This window comes from Pseudarthrobacter sp. AL07 (assembly GCF_029960665.1).
Lineage (GTDB): Bacteria > Actinomycetota > Actinomycetes > Actinomycetales > Micrococcaceae > Arthrobacter.
Genome location: NZ_JASBRB010000003.1, coordinates 67,694 through 81,974 on the forward strand (window position 1 = coordinate 67,694; position 14,281 = coordinate 81,974).

The 14,281-nt window shown below is 66.4% G+C and carries 12 protein-coding genes; 5 read left to right on the forward strand and 7 right to left on the reverse strand.

Features of this window, described 5'->3' with window-relative positions; genetic code table 11:
- The 4 genes from tsaB to QK290_RS03930 are packed head-to-tail and all read right to left on the reverse strand — an operon-like array spanning position 1 to position 3,670.
- The gene (tsaB, locus tag QK290_RS03915) at positions 1-672 is read right to left on the reverse strand and encodes a tRNA (adenosine(37)-N6)-threonylcarbamoyltransferase complex dimerization subunit type 1 TsaB (protein WP_282329416.1); all 672 of its coding nucleotides are present in this window, start codon (positions 670-672) and stop codon (positions 1-3) included.
- Positions 672-1,289: a tRNA (adenosine(37)-N6)-threonylcarbamoyltransferase complex ATPase subunit type 1 TsaE gene (gene tsaE / locus QK290_RS03920; RefSeq protein WP_282329626.1), complete on the reverse strand. Its 618-nt coding sequence runs from the start codon at positions 1,287-1,289 to the stop codon at positions 672-674. The genes tsaB and tsaE overlap by 1 nt, the downstream gene beginning before the upstream one ends.
- Positions 1,290-1,291: 2 nt before the next feature.
- Complete coding sequence (gene alr, locus QK290_RS03925) at positions 1,292-2,530, reverse strand: alanine racemase (RefSeq protein WP_282329417.1); 1,239 nt, start codon at positions 2,528-2,530, stop codon at positions 1,292-1,294.
- Between the two features lie 48 nt (positions 2,531-2,578).
- Positions 2,579-3,670 carry a carbohydrate kinase family protein gene (locus QK290_RS03930; protein ID WP_282329418.1) on the reverse strand — a complete coding sequence of 364 codons (1,092 nt, stop codon included), beginning with the start codon at positions 3,668-3,670 and terminating at the stop codon, positions 2,579-2,581.
- Between the two features lie 70 nt (positions 3,671-3,740).
- On the opposite strand from QK290_RS03930, the gene QK290_RS03935 reads away from it, so the two are divergent.
- The 4 genes from QK290_RS03935 to QK290_RS03950 all read left to right on the forward strand — a co-directional run bounded on the left by QK290_RS03935 (position 3,741) and on the right by QK290_RS03950 (position 9,367).
- On the forward strand, positions 3,741-5,213 hold the full coding sequence (locus QK290_RS03935) for a 6-phospho-beta-glucosidase (protein WP_282329419.1): 1,473 nt from the start codon (positions 3,741-3,743) through the stop codon (positions 5,211-5,213).
- 111 nt (positions 5,214-5,324) lie between these two features.
- On the forward strand, positions 5,325-6,590 hold the full coding sequence (gene mshA / locus QK290_RS03940; RefSeq protein WP_282329420.1) for a D-inositol-3-phosphate glycosyltransferase: 1,266 nt from the start codon (positions 5,325-5,327) through the stop codon (positions 6,588-6,590).
- A 55-nt stretch (positions 6,591-6,645) separates the two neighbouring features.
- The gene (locus tag QK290_RS03945) at positions 6,646-8,328 is read left to right on the forward strand and encodes a formate--tetrahydrofolate ligase (protein WP_282329421.1); all 1,683 of its coding nucleotides are present in this window, start codon (positions 6,646-6,648) and stop codon (positions 8,326-8,328) included.
- 121 nt (positions 8,329-8,449) lie between these two features.
- On the forward strand, positions 8,450-9,367 hold the full coding sequence (locus QK290_RS03950; protein ID WP_282329422.1) for a DUF559 domain-containing protein: 918 nt from the start codon (positions 8,450-8,452) through the stop codon (positions 9,365-9,367).
- Between the two features lie 85 nt (positions 9,368-9,452).
- Here the strand turns inward: QK290_RS03950 and QK290_RS03955 are convergent, their stop codons facing one another.
- The 3 genes from QK290_RS03955 to QK290_RS03965 all read right to left on the reverse strand — a co-directional run bounded on the left by QK290_RS03955 (position 9,453) and on the right by QK290_RS03965 (position 13,489).
- Positions 9,453-10,538: an inositol-3-phosphate synthase gene (locus tag QK290_RS03955; RefSeq protein ID WP_282329423.1), complete on the reverse strand. Its 1,086-nt coding sequence runs from the start codon at positions 10,536-10,538 to the stop codon at positions 9,453-9,455.
- Positions 10,539-10,700: 162 nt separating this feature from the next.
- Positions 10,701-11,738: an L-glyceraldehyde 3-phosphate reductase gene (gene mgrA / locus QK290_RS03960; RefSeq protein WP_282329424.1), complete on the reverse strand. Its 1,038-nt coding sequence runs from the start codon at positions 11,736-11,738 to the stop codon at positions 10,701-10,703.
- A gap of 260 nt (positions 11,739-11,998) precedes the next feature.
- On the reverse strand, positions 11,999-13,489 hold the full coding sequence (locus QK290_RS03965) for an NCS1 family nucleobase:cation symporter-1 (RefSeq protein ID WP_282329425.1): 1,491 nt from the start codon (positions 13,487-13,489) through the stop codon (positions 11,999-12,001).
- A 282-nt stretch (positions 13,490-13,771) separates the two neighbouring features.
- Between QK290_RS03965 and QK290_RS03970 the strand changes: the two genes are divergently transcribed.
- Positions 13,772-13,948 (forward strand): CsbD family protein, encoded by a 177-nt coding sequence (locus QK290_RS03970; protein WP_282329426.1) that lies wholly within the window; start codon positions 13,772-13,774, stop codon positions 13,946-13,948.
- Positions 13,949-14,281 lie beyond the last annotated feature (333 nt).

The window sequence follows — 14,281 nt, forward strand, 5'->3', positions numbered from 1 at the left end:
TCACAGGGCCCGCTTCCGTGGGCCCGGGACCTGGGCGTCCGACTCGCGGAGGTACAGGGGCGTGGAGTCGAGCAGTTGCTTGCCGGAGGCGAGCCGGGCCAGGGCGAACTGTCCGAGGTAGAGAGCGTCGGGCTGCTCGTTACTGAAACCCGCGTCGGCGCGCAGCACGTCACTGTAGAGTCCGGCGCCGGCGCCGTAAGCCGGGAGGTCCGGGAGGTCGGCGGCGAAGCTGACGTGCGGGCCGTCCTCAAGCTGCGGCAATTGGCCGTCGGCGAGGCTGTACCGCGCCCAGTACACCTCTTTGCGCCGGGCGTCCGTGACCACCAGGAATTCGGCCGCGGCCTCGGTGGACTCTGCCACTTCCAGCGCCACGGCGTCCAGGCTCATCAGCCCGTACAGCGGTTTGTCCCAGACGAAGGCGAGCGTCCTGGCGGTTGCGATCCCCGAGCGCAGTCCGGTGAACGGGCCTGGGCCCACGCCTGTCACGATCGCGTCAATGTCCCGGCCGGTGACGCCGGCGGAGGCAAGCAGGTCCTCGATGCCGGGGGCCAGAACTTCGGCGTGGCTGCGGGTGTCCTCGGTGGAGAAGCTGGCCACAACGCCTTCGAGGGCGTCGTCCGAGACCAGCGCAGCACTGGCCACGGCGGAGGTGTCGATGGCAAGAATAAGCATCAGGGTGTCCCTTCGAAGGCCCCGCCCAGGGCAGGCTTGGTGCTCCAGCGGGGACCGAAGCCGCGCATCACGACGGTGCGGGGCTCATCGAGGTCCTCGGTGTCGAAGTCCAGGATTTCGGTGTGGGCGGGGTTGGGTTTCCGTTCCGCCGGATCCGTCGCCCCTTCCAGCCCGACCGGTTCCAGCCCGATCGCCCGGTGCAGGTCCACTTCCAGCCGGCTCTCGCTCAGGTGCTCCACCCGGCCGCGTCCCCACTCCACCACGGTCACGGCCGAGTCCAGCGTGTTTTCCAGGTCAATGTCGTCGATTTCCGACGCCGATCCCAGCCGGTACGCGTCCACGTGCACCAGGTCGGGGCCACCGGGCCGCGGGCCGTCGGGCAGGTTGGGGTGGATACGGACCAGGACAAAGGTGGGCGAAATGATGCCCGCACGCACACCGAGGCCTTCGCCGAGGCCCTGCGTGAAGGTGGTTTTCCCGGCACCCAGCTCGCCGGTCAGTACCACCAGGTCCCCGGCCTGCAGCTCCGCACCCAATGCGGCGGCGAGCGCGTGGGTCTGGTCCGCCGTTGTGACCCTCAGCGTCTCTTCCCAGTGGGGCATCTCTGCCGGGGCCATGCTCACGGTGTTGCCTGCCCGGCGTCGGGATTTCCCACGGCAGGATGGCCGACGGCGGGACTTTCGTTAATTACCCGGCGTGGCACCCGCGGGCTGATCCGGGTCACGATCTCGTAGTTGTTGGTGCCGGCGGCGGCCGCCCAGTCGTCCGCCGTGGGACCGCCGTCGTCCCCGTTACCGAACAGCACCGCTTCGGCGCCGAAGAGGTCCGCGCCGGCGGGGCCGATGTTGCCGAGGTCGATGACCATCTGGTCCATGGCGATCCGGCCCACCACGGGGTAGGTCCGGCCGGCCACCCGGACGGGACCGCCGGTGGCAATGCGGGGCACGCCGTCCGCGTAGCCCAGCGGGATCAGCGCCAGGGTGCTGGGGCCGCTGGTGCGGTAGCGCAGGCCGTAGGAAACGCCCTGCCCATCAGGGACCTGCTTGCACTGGGACACCAGGGTGCGCAGCGTCATCGCGGGACGGAGACCCAGTTCGGCGGAGGTCTGGCCTTCAAAAGGCGAGAGGCCGTAGATGCCCAGGCCCACGCGGACCATGTCAAAGTGGGTATCGGGGCGGGACAGCGTGGCCGGGGTGTTGGCCAGGTGGCGGACTTCGGGGTCCACACCGGCGTCCTCAGCCACGGCCAGCACCTCGCGGAAGGCCGCCAGCTGATCGTCGGTTTCCGGCCGTTCGGGTTCATCCGCAACAGACAGATGGGAGAAGATGCCCACTACCCGCAGGAGGCCCTGGTCCTGGTACTCCATGGCCTCGCCCAGCAGCTGGTCCCAGGCATCGAGCGTTGCACCGTTCCGGCCCAGGCCCGTGTCCACTTTCAGGTGGATCCGGGCGGGACGCTCCTGGTCACGCGCGGCCGCCACAATGCGGTCCAGTTCCCAGCCGGAGCAGCCGATGTCCACGCCGGCAGCCACCGCCGCAGCGAAGTTGCTTTCCGCCGTGTGCAGCCAGGCCAGCAGGGGGGCTTCGATGCCGGCCGCCCGCAGTGCCAGCGCCTCGGAGATGTGTGCGACGCCCAGCCAGGATGCGCCGGCTTCGAGGGCAGCCCGGGCTACAGGAACCGCGCCGTGTCCGTACGCGTCAGCCTTCACCACGGCCATGACCTTGGCGGGCAAGGCCGCGTCCGCCAGCCGCCGCACGTTGTGGCGGATTGCGTCCAGGTCTATAACGGCGGACCGCTCGTTCACAGGATCCGTTCCTGGGGCCGCGCGGAAGTCACCGGTTGTTACGGGATAAGTCACGCTAGTGATTCTAGTGCGGGCGCTCAGGGCGGGATAATCGCGGCGCCCTCAGGCATCGGACAAGTGCGCGATCGTGGCGGTGGCCCGGCGCTGGGCCCCAAGCGGTATGTCGTGGAGAATGTCGGCCAGGAAGCCGAAGCGGCGGAGCCACTGGCTGCTCTGGCGTTCCGGCCTGGAGTTGGCCCGCTGCCACCAGTCTGCGATGTCTCCCCAGCCGGGTGCCGCCAACGAACCGCCCACTTCCTGCACAGCGAGGGAGGCGCAGAGGTTTGCGAAGCGAAGCCTGTTGCCCAGCGGCCAGCCGGCCAGGCTGCCCACGATGAAGGCCGCGTCGAAGCAGTCCCCGGCGCCGGTGGGATCCAAAGCAATGACCGGCGGCGACGGTACCCACTCCTCCTCCCCCGTCTCCGAGTCCACGGCCATGGCACCCTGCGCGCCGAGCGTCACCACGGCCACTGGCACGCGATCGGCGAGGGCGTACAGCGCGGACCACGGATTATCCTTCCCGGTGAAGGCCATGGCCTCGCGCTGGTTGGGCAGGAACGCATGGAAGTACTGCAGGTTGTCCAGCCGGACCCGTGACCATTCACCGCTGGGATCCCACCCCACATCCCCAAACAACTTCACGCCTTCCTTCTGCGCGGCCACGGCCCAGGGTTCAATCTCGACGCCGAGCTCGGCAATGCCGGCGAGCGCCCGGGGCGGTGAACCAATCAGTTCGGACGACGTCACGGGGGCCGGGTGGCCGTGCGTCACCAGCGACCGGTCCTTCGCCACGCAGAGCGAGACGGTGACCGGCGAATGCCACCCCTCGACTTTGCGGGACATACTCAGGTCCACGTGCTCTTGCCGTGCCAATATCTTCCAGTTGTAGTCCCCGTAACCGTCGTCCCCGAACGCGGCGGCCAATCCGGTGCGCAGTCCCAGCCTCGCCGCCGCAATGGCCTGGTTCGCGACGCCGCCGGGGCAGCTGCCCATGCCATCGCTCCAGATTTCCGTGCCCGGCTCGGGCGCGTGGGGCAGGCCGGTGAAGATGATGTCCTGGAAGACCGTTCCGGCGAGGATCAGGTCGAACCCGCCGCCGGACTGCGCGCGGACGGTTGCGAGCGGATCGAAGCGGCGGTCCGGGATGGCGTCCATGTCCGGCAGACTACGCCCTGCCGCGGCCCCACGGTAGGGGCGCGCCTGGCGGAGGCCTACACTGCTGACTATGCGGCTTATGATTGCCGGCGGCGGCGGATTCCGCGTGCCGCTTGTCTACCGGGCGCTGGCGTCCGGCGCGTTCGCGGGGCTGGTCAGCGAGCTGGTGCTGTTCGACGTCGATCCCGCCCGCCTGCGAGCCATCACCGCGGTTCTGCGCGCCATGCCGGAGTCCGACGGCCGCCCCGCCGGAGGCCCCACCGCCGGAGGCCGCCCCGCCGGCGGCCCCGCCGCTGGCCCTCGCTCCGGTGTCCGGCCGCCCGCCGTGCGTTCCACCACGTCCCTGCCCGAGGCCCTGGCGGGGACAGACCTGGTGTTCGCGGCGATCCGCCCCGGCGGCACAGCCGGCCGGATCCACGACGAACGGGTGGCCCAGGACCTCGGCCTTCTTGGCCAGGAAACCACCGGCGCGGGCGGCATCTCCTATGCGCTGCGCACCATTCCGGAAATGCTGCACCTGGCGCGGCAGATGAAGGAGTTTTGCCCGGACGCGTGGCTGATCAACTTCACCAACCCGGCCGGCATGGTCACCGAAGCGCTGTTGCCTGTCCTGGGCCGGAAGGTCATCGGGATCTGCGATTCCGCGGGCGGCCTGGTGCACCGGGCGGCCCGCGCGGCCGGCCTGCCGCTGCCGGACGGAAGGCTCGACGGCGTGGGTTACTTCGGATTGAACCACCTGGGCTGGCTCTACCGGCTGGAGTCCGGTAGCCAGGACCTGCTGCCCGGCCTGCTTTCGAACCCGGCTGCCCTCAGCACTTTTGAGGAAGGCCGCCTCTTCCCGCAGCGGTTCCTCCAGGACCTCGGCGCCCTGCCCAACGAATACCTCTATTACTACTATCAGCAAGACAGCGCCGCCGCGGCTATGCGCGCCATGGCCCAGACCCGCGGCGAGTCCATCCACCACCAGCAGGCCGAGCTGTACCCGCGGCTCGCCTCAGCCGGCCCTGACGCCTACACCCTGTGGGACGCCGCCCGCCGCTCGCGGGAGGAAGGCTACCTTGCCGAGGCACGGACCCGCGGCGAGCAGCGTGACGAGGACGACCTCGCCGGCGGCGGCTACGAACGCGTCGCCCTCGCCGTGATGCGCGCATTGGCGGGGGCCGGGGAGGCCCAGCTCATCCTCAACACCCCCAATATGCTTCCGTCCGATCCTGGCGGGGGTGCCGCCCCCGGAAGCACCACCACGGAACCGGCCATTCCGGGACTGCCGGCGGACGCCGTCGTCGAGGTCCCCTGCACCGTAACGCCCGACGGCGCGGTGCCGCTTCCCCAGTCGCCGCCGGGGACGGAGCAACTCACCCTGCTCCGGCGCGTCAAGGAGGTGGAACGGCTCACTGCCCGGGCAGCGACGCACGGAGACCGGACGGCCGCCGTCGACGCCTTCAGCCGGCACCCCCTGGTAGGCTCCCCCGCGCTCGGGGCCAAGCTGCTGGCCGGCTATGAGCGCGCGTTCCCGCCGCTGCTGGAGCTTTGGCGCGGCTAAAGTTTCCGGTACATCACGTGCCGGGCGGCCGTCCCGGAGCGGCTGGAGTAGTGTTTTACCGAGCGGGCAACTTCAGCGCCCGCGCCGCGCCAGCGGTGGGAAGGAGAAGCCATGACATTGATCCGCAGGGTCGCGTTACTCTCCCTCCACACCTCCCCGATGGAGCAGCCAGGCTCCGGCGACGCCGGCGGGATGAACGTCTACATCCGGGAGCTGGCCTCCGCGCTCGCCGAGACCGGCGTGCACGTGGAGATCTTCACGCGCTCCACCTCAGCCAAGCAGGCCGCCGTCGAACATCCCTTCCCCGGCGTGTGCGTCCATAACGTGCTGGCCGGCCCGCCGCGGAAGATCCCCAAGGAAGAACTGCCGGCGCTGCTCCACAGCATGGTGGCCGAGATCGACCAGATCCGGCAGCGCCAGCCGCACGGCCGCTACGACGTCATCCATTCGCACTATTGGGTGTCCGGGATCGCCGGACTGGAGCTCTCGGAACTTTGGGGCGTGCCGCTCGTCCACACCATGCACACCATGGCCAAGGTCAAGAACCTCCTGCTGGAGTCCGGCGAACAGCCCGAGCCGCGGCAGCGTGAGGAGGGCGAGCACCGGATCGTCGACGGCGCCGCCCGCCTGATTGCCAACACCACGGCCGAAGCCGAAGAGCTGGTGTCCCACTACGGTGCAGATTACGACCGTATCGATGTGGCGCCGCCGGGCGTGGACCTCAGCACCTTTACACCCGCGTTCCGCGCGCGGTCCCGGGCCGAACACGGTGTTTCGCCGGAGACGTTCCACCTGGTGTTCGCCGGCCGGATCCAGCGGCTGAAGGGCCCGCAGATCCTGCTCAAGGCGGCTGCCCTGCTTCGCGCCCGGCGGCCCGGGATCGATCTGCGGCTCACCATCCTGGGCGCCCTCAGCGGCAACAAGGACTTCAACCTCCGGCACCTGATCTCGGAGTCCGGAATGGACGACGTCGTCACGCACCTTCCCCCGGTCAGCGCGGCTGACCTGGCGTCCTGGTTCCGGGCGGCCGACGTTGTGGTGATGCCTTCCTACAGCGAATCGTTCGGACTCGTGGCCATTGAGGCGCAGGCCTGCGGGACCCCCGTGGTGGGCACCCGGGTGGGCGGACTGTCCCGCGCCATCTGCCATGGCCGGACCGGGCTGCTGGTGGACGGGCACCACGCCTTGGTCTGGGCGGACGCGCTCGAGGCCATGTACGACGATCCGGACACGCGGGCCGACATGGGGCGGGCCGCGGCCATCCGGGCGGAGAACCTGGGCTGGAACCGCACTGCCGCGATCACGCTCGAGACTTACCACGCCGCCGTCGAACAGCAGCTGGCCCGCCGGCTGATCCCGGCGGACTCGGCACCCTAAGCGGTGGTCAGCCGCCGTCTGCCTTTAGTACCCGGCCCCCAACAAAAGGACAAGGATGTCTGAACGGAATTCCCTCAGCGACCTCAAGATCGCACGGCAGGCACAGATGAGGCCCATCGAGGAGATTGCAGCTGCCGCGGGCATCAACGCCGCCGCTCTGGAACTTTACGGGCGGTACAAGGCGAAGGTTGATCCGGCGTTGCTGACTGCGCCGGCGCCCGCCGGAAAGGTGGTACTCGTCTCTGCGATGTCGCCGACGCCCGCCGGCGAGGGGAAGTCCACCACCACGGTGGGGCTCGCCGATTCGCTGGCCCGGGCCGGGCACAAGGTGATGATCGCGCTGCGGGAACCCTCGCTGGGCCCGATCCTGGGAATGAAGGGCGGCGCCACTGGCGGCGGCTACTCCCAGGTGCTGCCGATGGACGAGATCAACCTGCACTTCACCGGTGATTTCCATGCCGTGACGTCTGCGAACAATGCCCTGATGGCGCTCGTGGACAACCACATCTACCAGGGCAACGAGCTGAACATCGACCCCCGGCGGATGACGTTCAAACGCGTCCTGGACATGAATGACAGGTCGCTCCGCGAGGTCATCATTGGCCTGGGCGGTCCCACCCAGGGTGTGCCCCGGCAGGACGGCTTCGACATCACCGTGGCTTCGGAGATCATGGCGGTTTTCTGCCTGGCCACCAGCCTGGCCGACCTCCGCGAGCGCTTGGGCCGGATCACGTTCGGCTACACGTACTCCCGCGTTCCGGTCACCGTGGCGGACCTCGGCGTCCAGGGCGCCCTGACCCTGCTCCTGAAGGAAGCCATCAAGCCCAACCTGGTGCAGACCATTGCCGGCACTCCCGCGCTGGTGCACGGCGGGCCGTTCGCCAACATCGCGCACGGGTGCAACTCGCTGATTGCCACCCAGACGGCCCGGCGGCTCGCGGACATCGTGGTCACCGAGGCTGGCTTCGGCGCAGACCTGGGCGCGGAGAAGTACATGGACATCAAGGCGCGGATCGCTGACGTGGCGCCGTCCGCCGTCGTGGTTGTGGCCACTGTCCGAGCGCTCAAGATGCACGGCGGCGTGCCCAAAGACCGGCTGACGGAACCCGACCTTGAGGCGCTGCAGGCCGGCGTCGCGAATCTTCGGCGGCACGTGCACAACGTGGAGAAGTTCGGGGTGGCACCGGTGGTGGCCATCAACAGGTTCTCGTCCGACACGGAAGAGGAGCTGGACTGGCTCCTGGAGTGGTGCGCGGCGGAGGGGGTCCATGCTGCGGTGGCGGATGTGTGGGGCCGGGGCGGCGGTGGCGACGGCGGCGACGAGCTGGCCGCGAAGGTCGCCGCCGCGGTTGCTGGGCCGAACAGCTTCCGGCATCTGTATCCCTTGGACGTGCCCGTGGAGGAGAAGATCCGGACCATTGCGCAGGAGATCTACGGCGCGGACGGGGTGGACTTCTCAGTCCCCGCCCTGAAGCGCCTGGCCGAGATCGAAAAGAACGGCTGGTCCGGGCTTCCCGTCTGCATGGCCAAGACCCAGTATTCCTTCACCGACGACGCCTCCCGGCTGGGGGCTCCCAAGGGCTTCACCGTGCACGTCCGGGACCTCATCCCCAAGACCGGCGCGGGCTTCATCGTGGCCCTGACCGGTGCCGTCATGACGATGCCTGGCCTCCCCGCCGCCCCCGCCGCCATGCGAATGGACGTCGACGACGCCGGCAACCCGGTAGGCCTCTCCTGACCCACGTTGCTCTATCACTTTGAGCTCTTATTCCGGGGCCAGAGCGACCAAAAGTGATAGAGCATCGGGAGCTGTGGATAACTTCTGCGGGAGAGATTGGCTTCGGGCGACAATGGTGCGCATGCGACCCTCCGCACCTCTGCCGTTCAGCCTTTCGTCCGCTCCGTTCACTGTCCATGAGGCGCGGGCTGCCAGCCTGAGCAGCGGAAGACTTCGTTCCTCCGACCTCGCGTCCGCCGGACGGTTGCTGTATCTGCCCACGGGCTGGGACTTTGAAATCCGGGGCCTTGCCAGGGCACTCTCCGCTGCCACTCCGGGCGCCTGGATCTCGCACCTGACGGCCGCCGTCGTGCTTGGGCTCTGGCTTCCTACCTGGTTCCGCGACTGCCGGGAACTCCATCTGAGCAAGCCCAGGAACCTGCCACCGGTGCGGCGCGAAGGCGTGGTCGGCCATACCGTCCTTGCCTTTGATGGGGAGATCATGATGCTGGACGGGATGCGGATCTCCACGCCGGCCCGCACTTGGCTTGACCTTGCCAACCTCGTGCCGCTGGAGGACCTCGTGGCTGTGGGTGACCAACTGATCCGTCTGCCTCGGCCCGGCCTCGAAGACCGCGCAGAGCCTTGGTCAACCCTTCCGGAGCTGCAAGAAATGCTGAAGAGGCACCCGAAGCTCAAGGGCATCGTGAAAGCAAGGGCAGCTGTCGAGCTCATCCGTCCCGGTGCAGATTCCGCTCCTGAGACGTTCCTGCGCCTCGCATTAACTGCCGCGGGCCTGCCGGAGCCAGAACTGCAACTACGGATTGTGAAGGCCGACCCGTATTCGCCGGCGGCAGACCTGGGCTACCGCGCCCATCGGATCGCCATCCAGTACGACGGCGGCCATCACCTGACCCGCGAGCAGCAGTCGCGCGACAATCGCCGCGACGAAACGTTCAATGCCGCTGGCTGGAGGTACTTCAAATTCAACGCGGACGATCTGGCCCACGACTTCCACCGCGCGGTCAATCAGGTCCGGCTTGCACTCAAGTCCCCTTAAACGCCTGTTGCCCTATCAGTTGCAGTCGCCAAACCATAGATTTGGGGACCACAACTGATAGAGCAACGAGAGGGTGGAGAGCGGGTTAGCGCTCCAGGTCTCCGCGGATGAAGGCCTCGACCTTTTCACGGGCGAGGTCGTCGTTGAACTGCTCGGGCGGGGACTTCATGAAGTAGCTCGAGGCGGAGAGCAGCGGGCCGCCGATGCCTCGGTCCAGGCCGATCTTGGCGGCGCGGATGGCATCGATGATCACGCCGGCGGAGTTGGGTGAGTCCCAGACTTCCAGCTTGTATTCCAGCGACACGGGGGCGTCACCGAAGTTGCGGCCTTCGAGGCGGACGAAGGCCCACTTGCGGTCATCGAGCCACTGGACGTAGTCAGACGGACCGATGTGGACGTTGCGCGGTGCAATGTCAGCTTCAACGTTGGACGTCACCGCCTGGGTCTTGGAGATCTTCTTGGACTCAAGGCGGTCGCGCTCCAGCATGTTCTTGAAGTCCATGTTGCCGCCGACGTTCAGCTGGTACGTGCGGTCCAGGGTGACGCCGCGGTCTTCGAAGAGCTTGGCCATCACGCGGTGCGTGATGGTTGCACCGATCTGGCTCTTGATGTCGTCGCCCACGATCGGCACGCCGGCGGCGGTGAACTTGTCGGCCCATTCCTTGGTGCCGGCGATGAACACGGGGAGGGCGTTGACGAACGCCACGCCGGCGTCGATGGCAGCCTGCGCGTAGAAGTGTGCAGCATCCTCGGAACCAACCGGGAGGTAGCACACCATAACGTCTGCCTTGGATGCGCGGAGCGCGGCGACGATGTCAACGGGCTCTTCGGCGGACTGTTCGATGGTCTCGAGGTAGTACTTGCCGAGGCCGTCGAGGGTGTGGCCGCGCTGGACGGTCACACCTGTGGGGGGCACGTCGGCGATTTTGATGGTGTTGTTCTCGCTGGCCAGGATGGCGTCGGCGAGGTCCACGCCCACTTTCTTGCCGTCAACATCAAAAGCAGCAACAAACTGGACATCGTTGACGTGGTACTTGCCGAACTCCACGTGCATCAGACCCGGGATCGTGGCCTGGGGATCGGCGTCACGGTAATACTGCACGCCCTGGACGAGCGAGGCGGCGCAGTTACCTACACCAACGATGGCAACACGAATCGGATTTGCAGACACGGAACTCCTTTGAAGAAAACTTCAGCCGCCAGGACGGTCAGTACCGGAAAGGTACGACGGCGGCACGCTGGCAGTGCGCCATTATTCGGCGCCATTTCATCTTACCCAACCAAGAGGGGGCCGGGATTGTTCCCGGCCCCTTTCAGTCGAAGCGTTACGTGGTTACTTTTGCTTCCACAGGTTGATGTCCGACTCAACGGCGAACTCGTCGATGGCATCAACCTCGTCGGCGGTGAAGTCCAGGTTGTTAATGGCGGACAGAGTGTCTTCCAACTGCCGGACACTGGATGCGCCGACGAGCGCTGAGGTCACGGACGAGCCCTTGCTCTGCTCGCGCAGGATCCAGCCGATCGCCATCTGAGCCAGGGTTTGGCCCCGGCCCTCGGCGATCCGGTTGAGCCCGCGCACGCGGTCCAGGTTTTCTGGAGTGATCATGGCTTGGTCCAGGGACTTGTGCTGCGCTGCCCGGGAATCTGCGGGCACGCCGTTGAGGTAGCGGCCTGTGAGCATCCCCTGGGCCAGCGGCGAGAAGGCGATGCAGCCGGCGCCCACCTGCTCCAGCGCTTCGTAGAGGTTGGGGCTGCCGTTCTCGGTCCAGCGGTTCAGCATGGAGTAGCTCGGCTGGTGGATCAGCAACGGCGTACCGAGTTCCTTCAGGATCCGGGCCGCTTCGAGGGTCTGGGCCGGAGTGTAGGACGAGATGCCGGCGTACAGGGCCTTGCCCGAGCGGACTGCGTGGTCCAGGGCGCCCATGGTTTCTTCCATCGGCGTTTCCGGGTCCGGACGGTGGCTGTAGAAGATGTCCACGTAATCCAGGCCCATGCGCTCCAGGGACTGGTCCAGGCTGGCCAGCAGGTACTTGCGGGAGCCAAAGTTGCCGTACGGTCCCGGCCACATGTCGTAGCCGGCTTTGCTGGAGATGATGAGTTCGTCGCGGTAGGGCTTGAAGTCGTCCTTGAAGTGGCGGCCGAAGTTGGTTTCGGCGGCGCCGTAGGGCGGACCGTAATTGTTCGCGAGGTCGAAGTGGGTGACGCCCAGATCGAAGGCTCGGCGCAGGATAGCGCGCTGCACTTCGAAGGGCTTGTCGTCGCCGAAGTTGTGCCAGAGGCCCAGGGAAATGGCTGGCAGTTTCAGTCCGCTGCGTCCGACGCGGCGGTAGGGCATGGATTCATAGCGGTTTTCCGCGGCTGAATAAGTCATACATACCATCCTGCCACCTGTGACGCGCACTACAGACCGCAAGGGTCAGTCTGAACGGAGCCCCCTGGGACGGCCCGACTGGTACCCACCTGACCGACATACCGAACCAAGAGGGCCGGGCTGGGCATCGACACCCCGCATCCGACCACCGAGGGCAAACCGGCCCGGATCGGTGCGTTCAGCCGCGGCCACTGGGCCATCGAGAACGGACTTCGCTGTCGCGACGCGACCTAGATGGAAGACCGGTGATGACCTACATGTCAGCGGTCGAGATGGGAAGTGTGGACGACAAACTTCCGCATCGCCATCCAGTGGAAGAGCCCGCCGAGCGCAGCACCGAGGATCCAGGCGAAACCGCTGAGCTGGGCCATCTGCGGCAGCCATACGGCCAGGACCGAGAAGACGGCAGCCAGGCCGAAGGCCATGAGCGCCCTGCGGTTCCATCCGCCGGTGAAGTGGTAGGCGCCTTGGGGGTCGGTCGAGTACAGGTCGTGAAGATTAAGGCGTTGCTTCCGCACAACGTAGTAGTCGGCAATGATGATGCCGTACAGCGGGGCCAGCACAGCGCCCAGCGTGTCAACGAACTTGGGCAGCCCGATGCTTGAGATGACCGCAACCCACAGCGCCCCGATGATGAATCCAGCAACCGCTGTGATCATGCCCGCCTTGCGGAAGGAGATCCTGGCCGGGCTGATATTCGACAGAGAATAGGACGGGGGGATGAAGTTGGCCACGACATTGATGCCAAGGGTCGCGACCAGGAAGGTCACGGCTGCCAGGACGGTGAGAGGAACGCTGTCCACGAGACCGACAATGTCGGCCGGATTGGTCAGAGGCTCTCCCTGCCCGTCCTGGTACAGGAGATAGGCGCCCGCCGTGATGAATACCGAAAGAAAGGTGAACAGAGCCAAACTGATCGGCAGCCCGGTAAGGTTGCCGAAGCGCATGGCCCGCTCCGTGCGAACGTTGCGTGCGAAGTCACCGAAGTTGATGACGACGGCGGCGAAGTAGGCCACCATGGTGCCAGTGACTCCTGCGAACGCGGAGAAGGCAGCCCAACCCGTCACATCGGCGCGGGAGAAGATGGTCCCGACGGCTTGGGGCAGTTCAGTGCCGACCTGAACCCAGATCGCCACGAGCAGGGCGATCATCACCAAGTAAACGGCTGGCCCTGCGACGTTGAGGAAGCGTGCAATCCGTTCGATACCGCCAAGGAAGAGCGCAACCTGCAGGGCAGATGCGAGCACATAGGAAACCCAGGACACCCAGTCCATCCCGAGGAACTCGGCGCCTCCCGGCCTCCCCAGCAGAGCGTTCAAGGCCAGTGAGATTGCCGTCGAAGCGAAATATGTCTGGGCGCCGTACCAGAAAATGGCGACCACGGCACGGACAATGGCCGGGAACTGGGCTCCTCGCACACCCATTGAAGCCCGGGCAAGCACCGGGAACGGAAACCCATACTTGACACTTGGCCGCCCGCTCAGATCGACGAGGACCTTGATGATGAATCCGGAGAGCAGGATGGCGGCAAAGACGAACCAGCCGTTGATCCCTGCGGTAATGAACAGGCTGGCGGCCAGGGTGTAGCCGGCCAGGCTTTGAATGTCGTTTGACCAGACGTTGAAGATGGCGAACCAGCCCCAGGTACGTCTCGACGCCGGCAGCGGGGCAAGATCCTCGTTATACAGGGACGGATCCGCACCAGTTACCGTCAGGTCGGCGTCCTCAAGGTCATTGTTATGAATGGTCATGACAGCCTCAATCCGCACTCAAAAACGCTGGAGAAATTACGTATCGTGGAAACTTTCTTCCGCCGCTAGAATATGACCTGGATCACAAAGAGTCAATGGGGCGATACCCGACCCCCGAGGTCCGGCGGGCCGCAGAGGACCCGTACACAGTTTCCCTGCACCTGATTCTTTGGCGCTAATGAACAGCGCAGGACGAGGATACTGTGAGGGCACCCGGGGCTATGATGAAGATGTCCTGTCGGGACTACCCGGCGGACCATCCGCTCGATAGGGGAAAAGATCATGGGTTTGGGTGACAAGTTCAAGCACGCCGCCGAAAAGGCCGCGGGCAAAGGCAAAGAAACAGCCGGCGAGGCGACCGGGAATGAAAGCCTGAAAGCCCAAGGCAAAACCGACCAGAGCAAGGCAAACCTGAAGCAGGCCGCAGAAAAAATCAAGGACGCCTTCAAGAAACACTGAGGCCCACGGCCCGCAGGCTGCCGCGGACCGGGGGCGCCGGGCAGAGCGGAAACTCAACCGTACACACCACGGCCACGCCAAAACATGGCTGACCGCGGGCCTTCTCGCGGCGGCCGCGGCCGCAGGGGTACTCATCTGGCGGGGCCTGCCCGGACGCGGAGAGCCCGAAGCAGCCCAGGACGGGGAGGGGCCCACGGACGCATCTGACACCAAATCCGGATAACTACCCGGAAGCGACACCAGCCAGGCAGCCCGCGTGCAGAAGAGAGCGGAGCGGCACAGGGTGCGCCGCCCGCCCTGATTCCCCAGCGACACAAATTCCCATCCTAACTT

Bases quoted from the DNA above. Each gene is read 5' to 3' on its own strand.
- tsaB (WP_282329416.1), bottom strand. From the start codon at position 672: ATGCTTATTCTTGCCATCGACACCTCCGCCGTGGCCAGTGCTGCGCTG.
- tsaE (WP_282329626.1), bottom strand. From the start codon at position 1,289: ATGGCCCCGGCAGAGATGCCCCACTGGGAAGAGACGCTGAGGGTCACA.
- QK290_RS03930 (WP_282329418.1), bottom strand. From the start codon at position 3,670: ATGGACGCCATCCCGGACCGCCGCTTCGATCCGCTCGCAACCGTCCGC.
- QK290_RS03935 (WP_282329419.1), top strand. From the start codon at position 3,741: ATGCGGCTTATGATTGCCGGCGGCGGCGGATTCCGCGTGCCGCTTGTC.
- mshA (WP_282329420.1), top strand. From the start codon at position 5,325: ATGACATTGATCCGCAGGGTCGCGTTACTCTCCCTCCACACCTCCCCG.
- QK290_RS03945 (WP_282329421.1), top strand. From the start codon at position 6,646: ATGTCTGAACGGAATTCCCTCAGCGACCTCAAGATCGCACGGCAGGCA.
- QK290_RS03950 (WP_282329422.1), top strand. From the start codon at position 8,450: ATGCGACCCTCCGCACCTCTGCCGTTCAGCCTTTCGTCCGCTCCGTTC.
- mgrA (WP_282329424.1), bottom strand. From the start codon at position 11,738: ATGACTTATTCAGCCGCGGAAAACCGCTATGAATCCATGCCCTACCGC.
- QK290_RS03965 (WP_282329425.1), bottom strand. From the start codon at position 13,489: ATGACCATTCATAACAATGACCTTGAGGACGCCGACCTGACGGTAACT.
- QK290_RS03970 (WP_282329426.1), top strand. From the start codon at position 13,772: ATGGGTTTGGGTGACAAGTTCAAGCACGCCGCCGAAAAGGCCGCGGGC.